Genomic DNA, 17,710 nt, shown 5'->3' on the forward strand with positions numbered 1-17,710 from the left:
CGGCCCGCTCCTGGCGGCACTGGCGCTCAACCGAGCACCAGCGGCAGCACCAGAGCGGTAACGATCCCGAGCAGGATCATGCCCAGCGCCGAGAACGCCGCCGTCTCCTGGCTTTCCCGCAAGGCATGGGCGGTGCCTATGGCATGGCCGTTCATGCCGAGGGTCAGACCGCGGGCCGCGGGATCCTCGACCTTGAAGACCTTGAGCAGTGGCAGCGCCAGCGTGGTGCTGATGACGCCGGTCAGCATCACGATCACCGCGGTCAGCGGCGCGACGCCACCGAAATGATCCGCCAGGGGCAAGGCGATCGGCATGGTCACCGACTTCGGCAGCAGACTCATCAGCAGTGTCTCCGGCAGGCCGAACAGCCAGCCCAGGGCCAGGGTCAGGGAAGCACCTACCACGCCGCCAACCGTGAGGGTTATCAGCAGCGGCGTGCAAAGTGCCGTCACGCGCTGGACGTTCTTGTAGAGCGGAACGGCGAGGCCCACGGTGGTGGGTCCGAGCAGCATCGAGAGCAGGCCGCTGGCGCTTCGATACCTGTCGTAGGGAATCCCGCCGATCAAGAGCACGGTCGCGACGATGGCGGTGGTGATCAGCACCGGTTGCAGCATGACCAGGCGCAGGCGCTGTTGCAGCACGAGCGCCAGCTGATAGGCCGCGAGCGTCAGGGACAGGGCCAACAGGGAAGCGAGGGCCGGGTCAGACATGGTCTTTGTTTCTACCGATCAGGTACTGCAGCAGCCAGCCACACAGGGGCACGGTGACCAGCAGGGACAGGGCGATGACCAGCACCAGGCGCAACCACACCGAGGTCTCGAGGCCGCTGAAATCGACGATGCCAACCGCCGGCACCACGAGCATCAGGGGAAGATAGCCAAGCAGATTGCCCGCCATCTTCTCCACCCCTTCGGGCACCCTGCGCAGCAGGATCAGCAGGGCGAAAAGCACGATGATCCCTATGACACTGGCCGGAATGCCGCCGATGAAATTCGTCATATAGGTGCCAAGCAGGTAGCAACCCACCAGTGTCAGGAAGCCCGTTACGTTCATAACCACCCCGAATGCCTTGTTATTCCAAACAGTCCGCACTATGCGCCCGCGCAGCCATGCCGGGCCCGCGCCAGCCGGACCGGTCCGTTGGCTGTCGCCCCTTCCGCAAGAGCGGTGATCACTGCCGGTCAGGCTGTCTGACGTTCCCCTGCTACGCGCGGCCTCACTATAGGCGCATCTGAAAATGGCTGGGCAAATCCATGCCGAGCTCAGCGAAAGATACCCATCCTGTTCGGCTCACTGCTGGGTTGGCGCCGCGATCCGCCTCGCCTTTCCCTGACCTCGCAATCGGCTCGCCGGATATCCCGTCACGTTCCCTGAGCGAGACCTGTCGAGACGCCAGCCGGTCCGGGAAGACAACCAAGGCTGATGCAGCCACTAGCGCCTCACGCCGGTACCGCGCGCATGCCTTCGAAGATCAGGCGCGTGGTGTTGCGCACGGTGGCCGCGTGGCCTTTGCGATCCATCTCGTCACTGGCCGTCAGGCGCAGCAATTGCAGATGCGAGTAGTCGTTGAGCAGGAAGGCCGCCAGCTCCACGTCCAGATCGGCGCGCAGCTTGCCGGCGGTCTGCAGCTCGCGCAGCACCTTGGCGATCTCTTCCTGCAGGCCGCGGTTCATCTGCCGGTAGGCCTGGGGCAGACCGCTGTCGCCCCCCACCAGCACCAGCGGCAGCAATTCGCGCCAGAGGGCAGCGGGCAGGACGTCCAGTGCGTAGCTGACGAGCAGGTGTTCCAGGTGGCAGAGCGCATCGACGGGATCCGCGACGTCGCGAAGGTGCCGGCGCACGTCGATCAGCGCCCGGCGATCGGACTCCTTGATCATCTCCAGGATGATCTCGTGCTTGCTGCCGAAATACTTGAACACCGTGGGCGCCGAGACGCCGGCCTCGCGGGCGATCTGCTCGACGGTGGTCTCGCGAAAGCCCTGACGCTGGAACAGCATGACCGCCGCGGCCGAGATGGCGGTGCGGCGTAATTCCTTCTGACGTTCGCGTAGGCCGCTCACCGTCGCTCCTGATTCCCTTGGGGTGCGATGGAGAATAGCTGGCGGGGCTTGGGTATGAAAAATATTTTATTGACTAAAGAAATTAACAGGGTTAATTATTTTCCCGTACCTGCTCTACGCAGGGCCACTGCCAGGATGAGTCTGATGAACCAGAGCCTCGACCGCTCCCTGGTTTCCCGGAATCGGGGAGTCAGCGAGATGTACGACCAACAAGAACAAGAGCCCGTACTGATGCAGGGTTTTCCGGCCGAGCCGGACCAGCGCGTGACCTGGGCCAACTGGATGTCACCGCCGTTCAATCGCTGGGGCTTTCGCAACCTGGCGCGCCTGCGCCCCACCATCGAGGTGGCTGCCGGGCCGCGACCGGACAGGGTGCTGGCCCATGCGCCCGTGGCCCTCGAAGCGCTGAGATTCCAGAGCAGCTGCGGCCGCAGCGTCAGCGCCCTCGACCATCTGCAGGCCAGCAAGACCGACGGCTTTCTGGTGCTGCACCAGGGCCGCGTGGTGTACGAGCGCTACTTCAACGGCCAGGTCGCCACCGACCGTCACATCATGTTCTCGGTCACCAAGTCGCTGATCGGGGTGCTCGGCGAGCAACTCATCCACGACGGCGTGCTCGATGCCCAGGCGCCGACCCAGCATTACGTGCCGGAACTGGCCGGCAGCGCCTTCGGCGACGCCAGTGTCCGCCAGTTGCTCGACATGGCCGTGGGCGTCCACTACACCGAGCTCTACGACGATCCCACCTCGGCAAGCTCGCAATATGGCTATGCCTGTGGCTTCAAACCGGCCCTGCCCGACTACGCCCAGTACGAATCCCTGTACCAGTACCTGCCGTCATTGCGCAAAAGGTGCGAGCACGGCGGCCTCTTCCATTACGTGACCGCCACCACCGAGGTCCTGGCCTGGGTGATGGAGCGCGCCAGCGGCCTGGGCTGCGCCGAACAGCTGCAGCGGATCTGGCAGCAACTCGGCTGCGAGCGCGACGCCTACTTCATGGCCGATCCCTGGGGTCGCAGCGTCGCCGGTGCCGGCTTCAACGCCACCTTGCGCGACATGGGCCGCTTCGGCCTGATGCTGGCCAACGGCGGGCGGGTCGACGGCCAGCAGGTCATCGACCAGGCGGTAGTCGAGGCCATCGCGGCGGGCGGGGATCCGGCCCTCTATGGCGTGCACCAGGACTTCGCCGACTGGACCCCGGGCGCCTCCTACCGCAGCCAGTGGTATGTCTTCAACGACGAAAGTCCGGCCATCATGGCCAGCGGTATCCACGGCCAGTACCTGTTCGTCGACCGCGCCGCCGAGGTGGTGATCGTCAAGCAATCCTCGCTACCCGAAGCGGTCACCGAACTGGACATCGATACCGTACGGCTGCTGCGCGCCATTGCCGCCCGACTGCGCGGCTGATCCATCCCTAACGAGATCGACGAGCGCCGGCCCGCCAGCGCTCCCACCTGCTGCGCCAGGTATTTGGTGGTCGCCTTGGCCACCCTTCACTGCCCTGTAATACAAGAAAAATAGTCAGGAGCTCTATATGTGCACAACCAAGCGCCTTCCCGGCGTGCTGCTGGCGCTCGGCCTGCCGCTGGCCGGCCAGCCGGCCCTGGCGGGCTATCCATTCGAAAACGAACACCTCAAAGGCGAGTTCAACCTGACGGCGGGCGCCGGTTCCATCACCACCCGGGGCGTCAATTTCGGCGCCGGTCGCGTGGATGCCCGCAGCGGCAGGAACGACGGCAGCCGCATTGCCTGGCAGGAGTTCTACGTCAAACCTGGCGTCACCCTCGACTATTCGCTCAGCGACAGGCTCCACCTGCTCGCCGGCGGCTCGGTGGTCGGCGCTGCCACCCTTGGCGACGGCGATGCCGGTGGCTTCACCCGCAGCTCCGACGGCCGCTTCGCCCCGGAAGAAGGCTACGCCGGGGTACAGGCGGGTGACTGGAAATTCACCGCTGGCCGCCAGAACTTCATGGTCGGCACCGGCTTCATCGTCATGGACGGCAATCTCGATCTGTTCGGCGATGGCGCCTACTGGCTCGGTCCGCGCACCGCCTTCCGCGACTCGGCGATCCTGGCGTGGGGGCATGGCCCGGCCCAGGCACAGGCCTTCACCCTGCGCACCGACGATCACTATGGCGATTTCCGCCTGAGCGGCGCCAACCTGGATTACGACCTCGACGGCCAGGTGACCCTCGGCGCCCTGGCCATGACGGTCGATACCCTGGCCAGCAACAACAGCGCCGCAGCGCGCCGCGACGGCATGCGGGTGTACAACCTGCGAGCCCTGCGCGGTCACCTGCCGGGCCTGCCGAATCTCACCTTGAATGGCGAATACGCGGTACAACGTGGTGGTGACGGCGCCCTCAGCTACGACGCCAGGGCCTGGTACGCCCAGGCCGACTACCAGTTCCAGGACCTGCCCCTCACGCCCACCCTCGGCTATCGCTACGCCGTCTTTTCCGGCGACGACAACCCGACCGACAACCGCCAGAAGGCCTGGGACCCGCTGAGCAAGGGTTTCACCGACTGGAGTACCTGGCTGATCGGCGACGTGGTGGGCAACTACCTGCTGTTCAACAGCAACGAGCGCGTCCAGCAGTTCTCGCTGAAGAACCGGCTCAGCGACGCCCTCACCCTGGGCGTCATCCACTACCAGTTCTGGCTCGACCAGGCCAACTTCCGCGGCGCCGCGGTCAGCGATAGGCGCTTCGCCGACGAGACCGCGGTGTACCTCGACTGGACGCCCAACCGGCAGTTCTATGGCTCGCTCTCGTACAACTGGGTGCAGGCCAGGTCGGCCGCCCGCCAGGCGTTCGGCGACAACGATCGCTTCAGCGCCCTCGAGCTGTATTTCACCTATCGCTACTGACCACCAGTCACCACAGCCCCCGTGGGGCACAGGAGAGCGTGATGAATACCAAGACACCAACCGGGATCGCCGTGCCGACGCTGGAATGGGCGCTGAGCCTGCAGGTGCTCATCGACCCGGCCGATGGCCTGGGCCCCTGCACGGATGGCCAGCGCAGCAACTATCGAATCACCGGCGGGCATTTCGAGGGCGTGAACGTACGCGGCGAAGTGGTCGCCGGCGGCGCGGACTTCTATCTGCTGCGCAGCGACGGCGTGGGCGAGCTGGACGCACGCTACAGCCTGCGCAGCGACCAGGGCGAGTGGATCAACATCCACAACACCGGCCTCATCACCCTCAGCGACAGGGGGCAGGCGCAGGTCGCCCAGGGCCTTTGGCCGATCGCCGAGGAGGACTATCACTGCAGTTGCACACCGCGCTTCCAGGTGGCGAGCGGCAGACTCGACTGGCTGACCTGCAGCGTGATGATCGGCAAGGTGGGCTATCCCGCCGCCGACCAGGTGGTCATCCACTGCTATCGCCTCACCTGACCGGCCACCCCTCTTACAGCCAGGCTTTCTACTGAAGCGGCAGGCCACGTGGTGGCCGAGCCGGCAGGTAAACGACCATGACCATCGCCAAGCAAACCCTGGTGCGCACCGCGTGCATCGCCATCGCCGCCGCCTCGATTCTCGTCATCGGCGTGCAGCCGATCTTCATCGGACTGCTGACCGAACGCCTCGACCTGACCCTGGCGCAGCAGAGCTGGACCCTGTCCGTCGAGATGTGCGGCTCCATCGTCGGGACGCTGCTGTACCTGCCGATGATCCGCTTCCTCGGGCCGCGCACCCTGGCCCTGAGCACGGCCCTGCTGCTGCTGTTCGCCAACGCCGCGACCGCCAGCGTCACCGCCCTCGATCCGCTACTGGCCTTGCGCGGCCTCTCGGGACTCTGCTCGGGGGTGCTCTACTCCTATGCCATCTACTGCCTGGGCAGCATGCCGGGCCAGGACAGGTCCTTCGGCATCCTGCTGTTCGTGCAGACAGCCCTGTTCGCCAGCAGCGCGGTGCTCATGCCGATGATCGCCGAGTGGCAGGGTTTCGCGGGGGCGATCTATTACCTGGCCGCCTGGTTCGCCCTGGTCTGCCTGCTGAGCCTATGCCTGCCGGCCAGGCAGAGCCCGGAAGAGCGACAGGTCTCCTCCGCACCGCTGCGGTCCGGGCTGACGGTGATCGGCGTCTGCTCGCTGCTCGGCATGCTGTTCCTGCAGCTGTCGATCTACTCGCTGTGGGGCTTCGTCGAAGGCATCGCCCGCGACGCCGGGGTGGCACCGGTGGACATCGGCTGGGCGATCAGCATCGGCCTGCTCGGCGGCTTGCCCGGTGCGGCCCTGCCCAGCGTGGCCGGGCGCCATCTGGGCCGCGTGCCGATGATCCTCACCGGCTCCCTGGCCGTGCTCGGCGCCATCTATCTGCTGGCCACGCGCATCCACACGGCGGCGGATCTCATGCTCGCGGTGTTCCTGATGAACTTCGGCTGGAACCTGGCGTTGTCCTACTACATGTCATCGGTCGTGACCCATGATCCGAGCGGGCGCCTGACCAAGCTGGTTGGCGTGGTGCAGGTCGCCTCGGCCGCCGCGGCGCCGACCCTGCTGAGTCTGCTCATCGAAGGCAACGACCGGCGCAGTCTCTTCGTGCTGTCGGCGGGCGCCATCCTGATCGGCTGCGCCCTGGTGCTCGTCATGCTGTCCTGGGGACGCCGCCAGGTGCCGGGCAAGGCGCTGGACTGCTCTGTGTGAGCGGTGCGCGCACGCAGGGGCCGCGCGAATATCACGGCCGGCCGTGCGGCCAGGCGACAACCTCCATGACCGATTTGTCATCACCCGGTCAGCCTGGCGCCCCCCCTGTCCTCCTAGAGTGGTCCGGTCAGCGACTCGCTACCCACCCCTTCAAGAGGACTCTCCATGAAAGCGCTCCTGCTCGGTCTTTTCGGTCTGCTCGCCACCGGCTCCGCCCTGGCCGCTCCCGACCATCCCGCCCTGATCCATGACCAGCCCGGTTTCTTCGTCCCGCTCGACATCGCCAAGGTCGTCAGCCAGACCGACCTGGACGCCCAGTGCGGGATCGTGCCGGCCCGCCTCGACTATCTGGATCACGCCGGCCGGGAGCATGAGCTGGACTATCTGGTGTCTGGCAATGGCTGCTACAACCAGAATTGAGGCGGTGTTAGCCACCCGTGCCACCGCCGCGCTGGCACGGGGACGCCTGCATCGGCCCCTTCCGCCACCAAAATCCAAGGCTATTGGGGCAGTAGCGCACGCAACGGGTAGGCGCGGACCGCTAGAAAAACCGATAGGCCTTGGCCAGTGCCCGCTCCAGCACGGCGATGCAGGCGTGGTCGTCCGCATAGGACAGGAACTGGCGCTGAACATCGGCCTGGGCCTCGGCCAGCCGCGTCTTGCGCTCGGCCAGCTCATCTTCCAGCACCAAGGTGCTCATACCGCCCAGATCACAGCAGGGGGTGGGGCCATTCATAGAAAACTCCGGACAGAAGTGCAGACTGCGTCATCAGACAAGTTTTTGAGATTTGGTTCACAAATCTTAGCGAATCTCATTGTTGCTGAAAGGTGCGTTTCGACCTGAGGTTGTCCAGCCCCCGAGCTAGAGCGTCTGCCCTGAGACTTCCGCACCCTGCACCCGCTATCAGCGAGGCAAAAGCTATACAATTCGGCGCCCTAATCGAGCTGTGAAGATACATGCGCCTTTTGCTTTCGCTCCTCCTGGCCACACTGGTGGCCTCCTCCGCGCTCGCCGCAGCGCCCGATACCTTTGTCGAGGCCAAGGTAATCGCCAGACAAAAAGTCTATTTCGATCAGAACACCAGCGCCCAGGGCGACCTCTATTGCGGCTGCAAGTGGGAGTGGGTCGGCAAGTCCGGGGGACGGCTCGATGCCGCCTCCTGCGGCTTCCAGGCGCGCAAGCAGGAAAACCGCGGCGAACGCACCGAGTGGGAGCACATCGTGCCGGCCTGGACCTTCGGTCATCAGCGCCAGTGCTGGCAGAACGGCGGACGGGAACACTGCGTGGCGGATGACCCGGTGTTCCGCGCCATGGAGGCCGACCTCTTCAACCTCTACCCCGCCGTGGGCGAGGTGAATGGTGACCGGGCCAATTTCAACTACGGCATGGCCCAGGGCGTGCAGCCGCAATACGGCCGGTGCACGACCAAGGTCGACTTCCAGGAACGCGCCGCCGAACCGCGCGACGAGGTCAAGGGCCTGGTCGCCCGGGTCACCTTCTATATGTTCGATCGCTACGGCCTGAACATGTCGCGCCAGCAGCAACAACTGCTGATGGCCTGGGACAAGCAGCAACCTGTCACCGCCTGGGAGCGCGAACGGGACAGCCGCATCGCCGCGGTGATGGGCCACGGCAACCCCTTCGTGTCCGGCGAGCGGCACTGGACGCTGGGCTACCAGCCGGTTGGCGACGGCATCGTCAGCCCCCTGCCGGTAGCCAAGCCAGCGCCGTCAGCGCCCTCAGCACCGGCCAAGACCGATAGCCCCGCCGCGGCCGGCCAGGGCGCGATCATCGGCAACCGCAACAGTCACGTCTATCACCTGCCGCAAGGCTGCCCGAGCTACGCCCAGGTGGCGCCGAAGAACCAGGTCAAGTTCGCCTCCGAAGCCGAGGCGAAGGCGGCGGGCTTCACCAAGGCGGGCAACTGCGCGCCCTGATCGCCAGCCCCGGGCGCTGACCGGCAGCACCCAGGGGTCCTGAGCCGCTTCGGCAGTTACTGCCCCTTGGACAGCTCCACCAGCATCCGCGTGAGCAGATAGATGCGCGGCGTCACGCTGTCCAGTTCCACGTATTCCTCGGGCGTGTGCAGCTTGCCGCCGACGATGCCGAAGCCGTCCAGGGTGGGCACGCCGGCACCAGCGGCGATGCTGGCATCCGCGGCGCCACCGCTGCCTTCGACGGTCAGGGTGCGGCCCAGTTCGCCATAGATGCCCTGGGCCATGGCCAGCAGCCGATCGCTCGCCGCGGTCTGCGGCATCGGTGGCAGGCCACGCTCCAGCCGCGTGGTCACCTCGGTGTCGGGGATCTGCTTGTTGGCAGAGATCCGCGCCAGGTCCTTTTCCACCCGGTCGAATTCCTCGGGCAGCGCAGCGCGGACGTCGGCCTTGGCGACGGCGTGATCGGGAATCACGTTGATGCGCTCGCCCGCCTCGATCACGGTGAAGTTGACCGAGGTCTTCTTCTCCGCATCGCCCAGGTCGCCCAGCTGCAGCACCTGGTGCGCGACCTCGGTGGCGGCGTTACGCCCCAGCTCCGGAGACACGCCGGCATGGGACGATTTGCCCTTGACCTCCACCACGGCGGTGGCGCTGCCCTTGCGCCACACCACCAGGCCATCAGCCGGCCGACCCGGCTCCAGATTCAGCGTCACATCATGCTGCTTGGCGGTACTGGCGATCAGCTCGGTGGCGGCCTGGGAGCCGGTTTCCTCGCTGGCGTCCAGCAACAGGGTGATCTGCCCATAGTCCTTGAAGTCGAGCTTCTTGAGGATCTCCAGCGCCGCCAGGGCGACCACGATGCCGCCCTTGTCGTCGGACACGCCCGGACCATAGGCGCGTTTTTCATCGGTGCGATAAGGCCGGGCCTTGGCCGTGCCCTCCTTGAACACCGTGTCCATGTGCGCCAGCAGGAGAATCTTCGCCTTGCCGCTGCCCTTGAGCGTGGCGACCAGGTGCCGGCTCTGGTCCGGTGCGGTGTTGGGCACCTCTTGCACCGTGGCGCCGAGTTTCTGCAATTCCGCGCTGACGAGCTTGCCCACTTCGGTCAGGCCGGGCGCGTAGCCGGACCCCGAGTCGATGTTCACCAGTTGCTCCAGCAACGTGAGCGTCGGCGCCTTGGCCTGTTCCGCGGCGGTCTGGATGCGCGCGTCGAGCGCGGCACTGGCGGGCAGGGCGATACAGCAGGTGAGAACGGCAGCGAGGGTGGTGCGCAAGAACGGAGCGGACATCGGACTTTCCTTGTTGGCCTTGTTGGATTAGTCAGACAACTGTAGTCGCAACAAGGACATAGGGGAAACCGGAGCTTTTTCCCGGCCGTCCCGGGTAGACGATCGAGCCGTTGTCGCGGAAGGACCTGGCCGGTCCCGGGCTTCGTCAGCTACCTGGTGGCCCCGCGGACCAGCGGGTTGCGCCTTCTATCCGCCGCCGCAAAGCCAGCCGCCGGACGGCATGCCCAGCGCCCCGGCGCGGCCCCGAGCCGGAGGCCCCGTGCCTCATTTTCAGGCACGGACTGCCGCGCGGGCCCAAGGCGTCTGGCGCCGACCTTTCCCCGGCTTCCCCGCCGTGCAGCCCCGTCCGCAACCCTGCCAAGGTGGCTTCGGCAGCAATCCTTCGCACGTTTTTGGAGCAAAAAATCCAATAACATTTACCATTGAATAAAATAATTCACTGCCTTACTCTCGATTCGACGTTGTAAGGAAAAGCCACTGACAGCACCGGAAAATAGGGAGTGAAGATGAAAGCGAAGATAGCGTTGGGCTTGCTCATGACCGCCGCAGTAGCCCTGCCCGCCTGGTCAGCCGACTGGACGGTGGGGGCCAACCTCGGCAACGTGCCCTGGGAGTTTCAGGACGCCAAGGGCGACTTCGTCGGCTTCGAAGTCGATGTGGTAAAGGAAGTGGCGAAGCGGGCCGGCAAGAGCGTGGATTTCGTCAACATTCCCTTCAACGGGCTGTTCAGCGCGGTGCAATCGAAACGCGTCGACATCGCGATCTCGTCCATCACCATCACCCCCAAGCGCCTGGAATCGGTCGCCTTCGCTCAACCCTACTTCGACAGCGACCAGTCGCTGACCGCCCTGACCAAATCCAAGGTGAAGAGCCTTGAGGACATGAAGGGCAAGGTCGTCGGTGTCGATACCGGCTCCACCGGCGACATGTGGATCGGCCAGCACCAGAACGAGTACAGGTTCGCCGACGTCTCGCGCTACGAGGGGCTGTCACCGGCCATGCTGGACCTGGGCTCCGGGCGCATCGATGGCTACCTGAGCGATATCCCCGCCGTCCTCTACTACATCAAGGACAAGCCGCAATTCACCATCGTCGCCCGCATTCCCACAGGTGAACGCTATTCGCTGATGCACGCCAAGGGCTGGCCCATGAGCGATCAGGTCAACGACATCATCAGCAAGATGAAGGAAGACGGCACCCTGGGCGCCATCCACAAACAGTGGTTCGGTACCGAGGCAGCCAAGGAGTCGAGCACCCTGAAGGTCTCCGCCGCGCCCAAGTAAGCCCTGCCGCTGCTGCAGGCCCGGGGCGAGGTTCGTTCGCCCTGGGCCGTGACCGAGGTATCCCATGGATCTTCTGCAAACCTTCTTCAACTGGAACGTGCTGGTCGAATCGCTGCCCCTGATGATCCGGGGCCTGGGCGTGACCGTTCTGCTGGGCCTCGTGAGTATCGTCCTGGGTCTGGTCGGCGGGCTGTTGCTGGCCCTGCTGCGTCTGTATTCCTACGCGCCGGTGCGGCTGCTGGCGCGGATCTACATCGACATCATGAGGTCCATCCCGCTGCTGGTCCTGCTGGTCCTGATCTATTACGCGCTGCCCTTCGTCGGGATCCGCCTGTCTTCCTTCGCGGCAGCGGCCAGCGCGCTTTCCCTCGTGTCCTGCGCCTACAGCGCCGAGATCTTTCGCTCGGGCATCGAAGCCATTCCCCGCGGTCAGTTCGAGGCGTCGGCCGCCCAGGGCATGAGCTTCTTCAACACCATGCGCGACGTCGTGTTGCCCCAGGCGATCCGCATCGTGCTGCCGCCCATGACCAGCAACTGCATCAACGTCATGAAGGACACCGCCCTCGCCTCGGTGGTGGCGATGCCCGACCTGCTCAAGCAGGCGACCCAGGCCCAGGCCCTGGCGGCCAACCCGACCCCGCTGGTGGGCGCCGCCCTGCTCTATCTGCTGCTGCTGTTGCCCATGGTGCAACTGGTCAGTTGGGTCGAAAGACGCAATGGCGCGGGAGGCAAGACCGCATGAGCACCCTGATCGACATCGAACACCTCGACAAGTACTACGGCAATTTCCAGGCGCTGAGCGACATCAACCTGCAGGTCGAGGAAGGCGAGGTGGTGGTCATCCTCGGCCCGTCCGGCTCCGGCAAGTCGACGCTGATCCGCTGCATCAACCTGCTGGAAAATTACCAGCAGGGCCATATCCGCGTGGCGGGCGAACGGGTCGAGAACGGACCGCGCCTCGCCGGTATCCGCAGCGAAGTGGGCATGGTCTTCCAGAGCTTCAACCTCTATCCGCACCTGAGCGTCCTCGACAACGTGTCGCTGGCGCCGATCCGGGTACGCGGCCTGCACCGGCGCGAGGTCCATGCCCGCGCGCGGGATCTGCTGGTCAAGGTCGGCATGGGCGATCACGCCCACAAGTACCCGAGCCAGTTGTCCGGTGGCCAGCAGCAACGGGTCGCCATCGCCCGCACCATGGCCATGGAGCCGCGCGCCATCCTCTTCGACGAGCCCACCTCGGCGCTGGACCCGGAGATGGTCGGCGAGGTGCTCGACGTCATGCAGAACCTGGCCCGCTCCGGCGTCACCATGGTCGTGGTGACCCATGAGATGGGCTTCGCCCGGCGCGTCGCCGATCGGGTGATCTTCATGGAAAGCGGTCGCATCGTCGAACAGAACACCCCGGAACCCTTCTTTACCGCCCCTCAGGAACCCCGCACCCGGGCCTTCCTGCAGGCCATCCTGCACCACTGATCCTGGCTGGAGAGAGTCGCGTGAATTCCCTCGATATCGCATACGTTCGCAAGCAGTTTCCCGGTCTGGCCGACGACTACGTCTTCATGGACAACGCCGGCGGTTCCCTGGTGTTGCAAGGGGTCGCCGAGCGGGTGGCCGACTATCTGCTCAACAGCAGCGTCCAGCTGGGCGCCTCCTACCCGCCCTCGGTCGCGGCCGGCGAACGGGTGATGCAGGCGCGCCGTTCGGTCATGCAGCTGATCAACGCGGCCCATCCCGACGAAGTCATCATGGGCGGCTCGACCACCCACCTGCTGCAGATACTCTGCCGCGCCATCGCACCCTCGATCGCGCCCGGTGATGAAATCATCGTCACCAACTGCGACCACGAAGCCAACATCGGCCCCTGGGTCCGGCTCTGCGAAGACCGCGGCGCCACCCTGCGCGTCTGGCAGGTCGATCCCGACAGCCTCGAACTGGAACTGGACGACCTGCAGGCGCTGCTCGGCGACAAGACCCGCTATGTGGCCGTGACCCACGCCTCCAACATCCTCGGCTCGATCAATCCCGTCGCCGAGATCGCGCGCCGCGTCCATGCGGTGGGCGCGCAGCTGTGCGTGGACGCGGTGGCCTATGCGCCGCACCGGCTGGTCGATGTGCAGGCCAGCGGCGCCGACTTCTATGTCTACAGCTTCTACAAGACCTTCGGCCCGCACTTCGCCGTGCTCTGGGGCCGTCGCGACCTGCTGCTGGAATTTCCCAGCCTCAACCACTTCTTCATCGGCCAGGACGTGGTGCCCTACAAACTGCAGCCCGGCAACGTCAACTACGAGCTGTCCTTCGGCTGCATCGGCATCTCCGACTATCTGCTCGACATCGGCGACCGACTGGGCGTCCAGGGTAGCGAGCGCGAGCGGATGCAGGCAGCATTCGACGCCTTCGAGATCCAGGAAGATGCCCTGGCCGAGCGACTGCTGGGCTTTCTGCGCCAGCGCCCCGGGGTTCGGGTCATCGGCAAGACCGGCGTCCAGGCGCGTGTACCCACCATCAGCTTCGTGGTGGAAGGGGTGCGCTCGGAAGCCGTGGTGCTCAAGGTCGACGAGCAGCGCATCGGCATCCGCTTCGGCGACTTCTATGCGCGGCGCCTGATCGAGGCCCTTGGCCTGGCGCCCCTGGGTGGGGTGGTGCGGGTGTCCCTGGCGCACTACAACACGCTCGAAGAGATCGATCGCCTCATCACCGCGCTGGATCAGGCAATCACCGAATTGCGCTGACCGGCGCCTCTCCCTTCCCTCTGCCGAGCGTTTTTCATGGCCTTACCGGAAACCCTTGCGGAGCTGCGCGACTGCCTAGCTGCCCAGCACGAGCACCTGTCGGAGCGGCTGCGCGACGCGGCCCGCTTCCTCATCGACAATCCGCACGAGATCGCCCTCAGCACGGTCGCCGAGCTGGGCCGGCGCTCCAACATCGCCCCGACGGCCTACATCCGCCTGGCCCAGGCGCTGGGCTTCGCCGGCTTCAAAGATCTGCAGCGGCTGTTTCGCGCGCCGCTGCAACAGGCCGCCGATACCCATAGCGAGCGCATCCGGCATTACGGCGGGGAAAAGCTGCTGGACGATCCCAGCGACGTCGGCGCCATCCTGCGGGAATTCAGCCAGGCCAATATCGTGTCCCTGGAACACCTGGCGGAAGGCGACCAGCAGGCCAACATCGAAGCCGCCATCGCCCACCTGCAGGTCGCGCGCACCACCTTCGTCATCGGCCTGCGCCGGGCCTTCCCGGTGGCCGCCTACCTGAGCTACGCCCTGAGCCGGGTGGGCCGCCGCGCCGTACAGATCAGCGGCGGTGGCGGCACCCTGCCGGAACAGGTCAGCGCCATCGCCCATGACGATCTGCTGATCGCCGTGAGTTTTCCGCCCTACGCCAGGGATACCGTCGAGGCCTGCCGGCAGGCGCGCGAGGCGGGTGTGACGCTGGTGGCCATCACCGACACCGTGCTGAGCCCGATCGGCAAAATGGCGGAGACGGTCATAGAGGTCAACGATGCGGAGCTGCTCGGCTTTCGCTCCCTCACCGCCTCCTTCTGCATCGCCCAGACCCTGGCCATGGGACTCGCCTTCAGCCAGGGCGATACCGATGGCACCTTCGATCATGAACGACTGAAGGACATCGACTGCTGAGCCCCTGCGCTCACCTTGTAGTTCACAACTAGCACTTCAGGAGTAGACCCCGATGCTGTCACCTGCACGCGATTTGGTGGGTTATGGAAGACAACGCCCGCAAGGTACCTGGCCCAACGGCGCCCGTCTGGCCATCAGCCTGGTGATCAACTACGAGGAAGGCTCCGAGCGCTCGCTCGCCATGGGCGATCCGGACCAGGAGTCGATGACCGAATGGGGCAGCTACGCCATCCCCGCCGGCACCCGCAACCTGGCCATGGAATCCATGTATGAATACGGCTCCCGCGTCGGCATCTGGCGGATCCTCGATATCCTCGACGAACAGGCGGTGCGCGCGACCTTCCATGCCTGTGCGGTGGCCTTCGAACAAAATCCCGAGGTCGCCAAGGCGGCCGTCGCCGGTGGCCACGAGATCTGCAGCCATGGTTATCGCTGGGAAGAAGTCTTTCGCCTGAGCGAAGAAGAAGAGCGCGAGCACATCCGCCTCGCCGTCGAATCCTTCGAACGCACCTGTGGCAAGCGGCCGGTCGGCTGGTATTGCCGCTATGGCGCCAGCATCCACACCCGCCGGCTGGTGGCCGAGGAAGGCGGCTTCCTCTACGACTCCGACGCCTACAACGACGACGTTCCCTATTTCGTCGAGGTCGAGGGCAGGCGCCATCTCGTCGTGCCCTACACCGCCGACGTCAACGACTTCCGCTACTGGAACTCGCCCGGCCTGTCCCAGGCCTCGGACTTCTTCGAATACATGAAGGAAAGCTTCGAGGTCCTCTACGAGGACTCCGCGACCGGACCACGCATGATGTCGATCGGCCTGCACCCGCGCATGGTCGGCCGCCCCGGCCGGGTCCGGGCGATCAAGAGATTCATCGAATACGCCAGGCAGTCCGAGGGGGTGTGGTTCGCGACCCGCGAAGAGATCGCCCGCGCCTGGCTGGAAAGGGCTGACGGCTAGGCTGATCCCAGCGCGTCTGGAGGCGCCTTGGCGGTCCCCGCGCTGTCGTCACCGTCCGGACGCGATGACGACAGCCGTCCCGGGGACAAGGGGACCGCCGCGTGCCGGCGACTAGCTGGGTGCCGCTTCAGAACCGCGCGATCAGGACGACCCCGGCGATCATCAGGAGCGCGCCCAGCAGCCGCCAGCCGTTGACCGCATGCTGTTCCATGGAAAACAGGCCGAAATGATCGATGGCCAGGCTGGCGATGAGGTTGGCGGTGATGGTGACGCCGTTCACCGGCGCCGCGCCGAGGCGCTGGATGAACAGCAGACCGGCGAATACCGCCACCGCGCCGGCGATGCCACCCAGGGGCGCCCACCAGGGCATGTCGCCGAGCTGGCTCACCGAGGGCAGCGGCCTGGGCATGCAGATGAACAGCCCGATCGCGACGAAGGTGACCATCACGAAGGACACCGAGGTCGCCAGCCAGGGATTGACCAGCGCCTTGTTGAGCGAGCCGTTCATGGCCGCACCGGCAGCCTGCAGGAATCCGGCAACGACGATAAGGATATAAGCCCAGTTCGCAGTATTCATCAGGAGTCGTCTCGGAGCGGAGCATGGAGGAGGCGCGGGGCCGATTCAGTGGCCGGGCGAGGCCTGAGTTACGACTAGACACATCTTGTAAAAGTGCCGTCTCGCTCGTGCCTGAAGGCTCTACCCCGGGATATTGGCCGCTTTTTCGACCAGCGGGCCTGACCCGCCGCCTGGATCGATGCCGGTTCCGTAAGGCGACTCGCGCGAGTCCTGGTGCGGTCCTGCGCCCTCCTCCGCCAGGACCGATGGCGGCGTCAGGCCTATTTCACGATGGCCTTGACCGCCTCCAACACATCCCGGGTGGCCTGGCGGGTCGCCTCCGCATCAGGCCCGACCCTGGGACCCAGCACGACGCAGCTGTCCCGGTAGGAAAAGACCTTGCCGGTCTGCTGGTTGATCAACTCGCCCCTGGCGTTCTCGGCGATCCGGCAGTCACGCACGGTCTGGCTGCCCTTCGTGACCACCACCGGACTCCAGGCATAGGGGCTGTCGAAGCCATGCTCGGCATGGGGATAGGTATGCACCCCGAGGTCGGCCCCCTGCTGCTTGAGCGTCGCGAAATAGCCCTCGCAGCGGGAATAGGGATCGTAGTTGTCGGCCAGGCCGTGGTAGACCCGCAGCGGCTTGGCGACGACCTGGTCCTGCTCGCGAAAGGTGATCGAGCAGTCGGGGTAGAACGACAGGTAGCCGGCGAACTGGAAATCCTGGCTTTTCCAGCGCTTGTCGAAGCGCTCCAGGGCAGCATAGAGCGAAGCCTGCCCGCCGCGGGAAAAGCCCATGAGCAGGATCTTGCCCGGATCGATCCGCGCGTGCCGCGCGAGCAGGGCGCCGGCGCGATAGTCATCCAGGACGAAATTGAGCCGCCCCAGCTGGGCCTGATCGGTGGCGGTGCTGGTGATGCCCCGGCCCGAGAAGCCATCCACGGCGAAGGTGGCGATGCCGACCTGATTGAACTGCCGCTGCCAGTAGGTGATGTTGGCACCCACCCCGCCCGAGCCATGCTGGAGAATGACCACCGGCACTTTGCCCGCGCCTGGCGGCAGCGACAGCACGCCACCGAGCAGCACCTCGGTGCCGCCCTTGTCCCCCGTCAGGAATTGCTGATCGCTCAGGGTCAGCGAGGTGAAGGTCAGCACCTCTTGCCGAGCGGGGATATCGGTTGCCGGCGAGGTGGCGGCGAAGGCCGTGGCACGGGTGAGGCACACCAAGGCGACAAGCAAACCTGAGGCGGAGCGAAGACGAGACTTGTTGACCAGGTAACGCATCGGGTTCAGTCCTTTTTCGTGGGCGATAGGAGTCACCGCTGCTCTCGCATGGCGGGGCA

At 65.5% G+C, this 17,710-nt stretch carries 19 protein-coding genes; 12 read left to right on the forward strand and 7 right to left on the reverse strand.

The genetic code is table 11. From position 1 onward, the window contains the following. Nucleotides 1-26 precede the first annotated feature (26 nt). The 3 genes from PVZ72_RS13630 to PVZ72_RS13640 form a co-directional block, all read right to left on the reverse strand. Entirely contained in the window at nt 27-710 is a 684-nt protein-coding gene (locus tag PVZ72_RS13630; protein ID WP_273862193.1) for an LrgB family protein, read from the reverse strand. Beyond that, nucleotides 703-1,053 (reverse strand): CidA/LrgA family protein, encoded by a 351-nt coding sequence (locus PVZ72_RS13635; protein ID WP_273862194.1) that lies wholly within the window; start codon nt 1,051-1,053, stop codon nt 703-705. Before PVZ72_RS13635 ends, PVZ72_RS13630 begins: the two co-directional genes overlap by 8 nt. Before the next feature lie 386 nt (nt 1,054-1,439). Then, on the reverse strand, nt 1,440-2,060 hold the full coding sequence (locus tag PVZ72_RS13640; protein ID WP_273862195.1) for a TetR/AcrR family transcriptional regulator: 621 nt from the start codon (nt 2,058-2,060) through the stop codon (nt 1,440-1,442). A 144-nt stretch (nt 2,061-2,204) separates the two neighbouring features. Here PVZ72_RS13640 and PVZ72_RS13645 point away from each other — a divergent pair, with 144 nt between their 5' ends. The 5 genes from PVZ72_RS13645 to PVZ72_RS13665 all read left to right on the forward strand — a co-directional run bounded on the left by PVZ72_RS13645 (nt 2,205) and on the right by PVZ72_RS13665 (nt 7,129). Next, the gene (locus PVZ72_RS13645; protein WP_443218250.1) at nt 2,205-3,467 is read left to right on the forward strand and encodes a serine hydrolase domain-containing protein; all 1,263 of its coding nucleotides are present in this window, start codon (nt 2,205-2,207) and stop codon (nt 3,465-3,467) included. Nucleotides 3,468-3,594: 127 nt separating this feature from the next. Continuing rightward, nucleotides 3,595-4,929: an alginate export family protein gene (locus tag PVZ72_RS13650; RefSeq protein WP_273862197.1), complete on the forward strand. Its 1,335-nt coding sequence runs from the start codon at nt 3,595-3,597 to the stop codon at nt 4,927-4,929. A 41-nt stretch (nt 4,930-4,970) separates the two neighbouring features. Next, complete coding sequence (locus PVZ72_RS13655) at nt 4,971-5,459, forward strand: DUF3237 domain-containing protein (RefSeq protein WP_273862198.1); 489 nt, start codon at nt 4,971-4,973, stop codon at nt 5,457-5,459. Between the two features lie 77 nt (nt 5,460-5,536). Next, nucleotides 5,537-6,709 carry an MFS transporter gene (locus tag PVZ72_RS13660; protein WP_273862199.1) on the forward strand — a complete coding sequence of 391 codons (1,173 nt, stop codon included), beginning with the start codon at nt 5,537-5,539 and terminating at the stop codon, nt 6,707-6,709. 165 nt (nt 6,710-6,874) lie between these two features. After that, nucleotides 6,875-7,129, forward strand: coding sequence for a DUF2790 domain-containing protein (locus PVZ72_RS13665; RefSeq protein ID WP_273862200.1), 255 nt, complete (start codon nt 6,875-6,877; stop codon nt 7,127-7,129). Nucleotides 7,130-7,250: 121 nt separating this feature from the next. Here the strand turns inward: PVZ72_RS13665 and PVZ72_RS13670 are convergent, their stop codons facing one another. Then, a complete protein-coding gene (locus PVZ72_RS13670) occupies nt 7,251-7,445 on the reverse strand; it encodes a hypothetical protein (RefSeq protein ID WP_187979588.1) in 195 nt (64 codons plus the stop codon). 230 nt (nt 7,446-7,675) lie between these two features. On the opposite strand from PVZ72_RS13670, the gene PVZ72_RS13675 reads away from it, so the two are divergent. Beyond that, complete coding sequence (locus PVZ72_RS13675) at nt 7,676-8,647, forward strand: endonuclease (protein ID WP_280306766.1); 972 nt, start codon at nt 7,676-7,678, stop codon at nt 8,645-8,647. Nucleotides 8,648-8,703: 56 nt separating this feature from the next. On the opposite strand, the gene PVZ72_RS13680 is transcribed toward PVZ72_RS13675, so the two are convergent. Beyond that, nucleotides 8,704-9,936, reverse strand: coding sequence for a glutamate carboxypeptidase (locus PVZ72_RS13680; RefSeq protein ID WP_273862202.1), 1,233 nt, complete (start codon nt 9,934-9,936; stop codon nt 8,704-8,706). A 506-nt stretch (nt 9,937-10,442) separates the two neighbouring features. Between PVZ72_RS13680 and PVZ72_RS13685 the strand changes: the two genes are divergently transcribed. The 6 genes from PVZ72_RS13685 to PVZ72_RS13710 all read left to right on the forward strand — a co-directional run bounded on the left by PVZ72_RS13685 (nt 10,443) and on the right by PVZ72_RS13710 (nt 15,809). Beyond that, on the forward strand, nt 10,443-11,219 hold the full coding sequence (locus tag PVZ72_RS13685) for a transporter substrate-binding domain-containing protein (RefSeq protein ID WP_273862203.1): 777 nt from the start codon (nt 10,443-10,445) through the stop codon (nt 11,217-11,219). A gap of 64 nt (nt 11,220-11,283) precedes the next feature. Beyond that, nucleotides 11,284-11,961 carry an amino acid ABC transporter permease gene (locus PVZ72_RS13690; RefSeq protein WP_133860989.1) on the forward strand — a complete coding sequence of 226 codons (678 nt, stop codon included), beginning with the start codon at nt 11,284-11,286 and terminating at the stop codon, nt 11,959-11,961. After that, entirely contained in the window at nt 11,958-12,692 is a 735-nt protein-coding gene (locus tag PVZ72_RS13695) for an amino acid ABC transporter ATP-binding protein (RefSeq protein WP_133860990.1), read from the forward strand. The genes PVZ72_RS13690 and PVZ72_RS13695 overlap by 4 nt, the downstream gene beginning before the upstream one ends. Nucleotides 12,693-12,712: 20 nt before the next feature. Then, the gene (locus PVZ72_RS13700; protein ID WP_187979592.1) at nt 12,713-13,948 is read left to right on the forward strand and encodes a cysteine desulfurase-like protein; all 1,236 of its coding nucleotides are present in this window, start codon (nt 12,713-12,715) and stop codon (nt 13,946-13,948) included. Nucleotides 13,949-13,984: 36 nt separating this feature from the next. Then, nucleotides 13,985-14,854: a MurR/RpiR family transcriptional regulator gene (locus PVZ72_RS13705; RefSeq protein ID WP_158890436.1), complete on the forward strand. Its 870-nt coding sequence runs from the start codon at nt 13,985-13,987 to the stop codon at nt 14,852-14,854. A 52-nt stretch (nt 14,855-14,906) separates the two neighbouring features. Then, on the forward strand, nt 14,907-15,809 hold the full coding sequence (locus PVZ72_RS13710) for an allantoinase PuuE (protein WP_187979593.1): 903 nt from the start codon (nt 14,907-14,909) through the stop codon (nt 15,807-15,809). Between the two features lie 127 nt (nt 15,810-15,936). Here the strand turns inward: PVZ72_RS13710 and PVZ72_RS13715 are convergent, their stop codons facing one another. Both PVZ72_RS13715 and PVZ72_RS13720 read right to left on the reverse strand, forming a co-directional pair. Beyond that, entirely contained in the window at nt 15,937-16,386 is a 450-nt protein-coding gene (locus tag PVZ72_RS13715; protein WP_133860994.1) for a DMT family transporter, read from the reverse strand. A gap of 260 nt (nt 16,387-16,646) precedes the next feature. Beyond that, complete coding sequence (locus PVZ72_RS13720) at nt 16,647-17,591, reverse strand: dienelactone hydrolase family protein (protein WP_273862341.1); 945 nt, start codon at nt 17,589-17,591, stop codon at nt 16,647-16,649. Nucleotides 17,592-17,710 lie beyond the last annotated feature (119 nt).

This window comes from Pseudomonas sp. LA5, from assembly GCF_028640825.1.
GTDB classification, from domain to species: Bacteria; Pseudomonadota; Gammaproteobacteria; order Pseudomonadales; family Pseudomonadaceae; genus Chryseomonas; species Chryseomonas aestiva.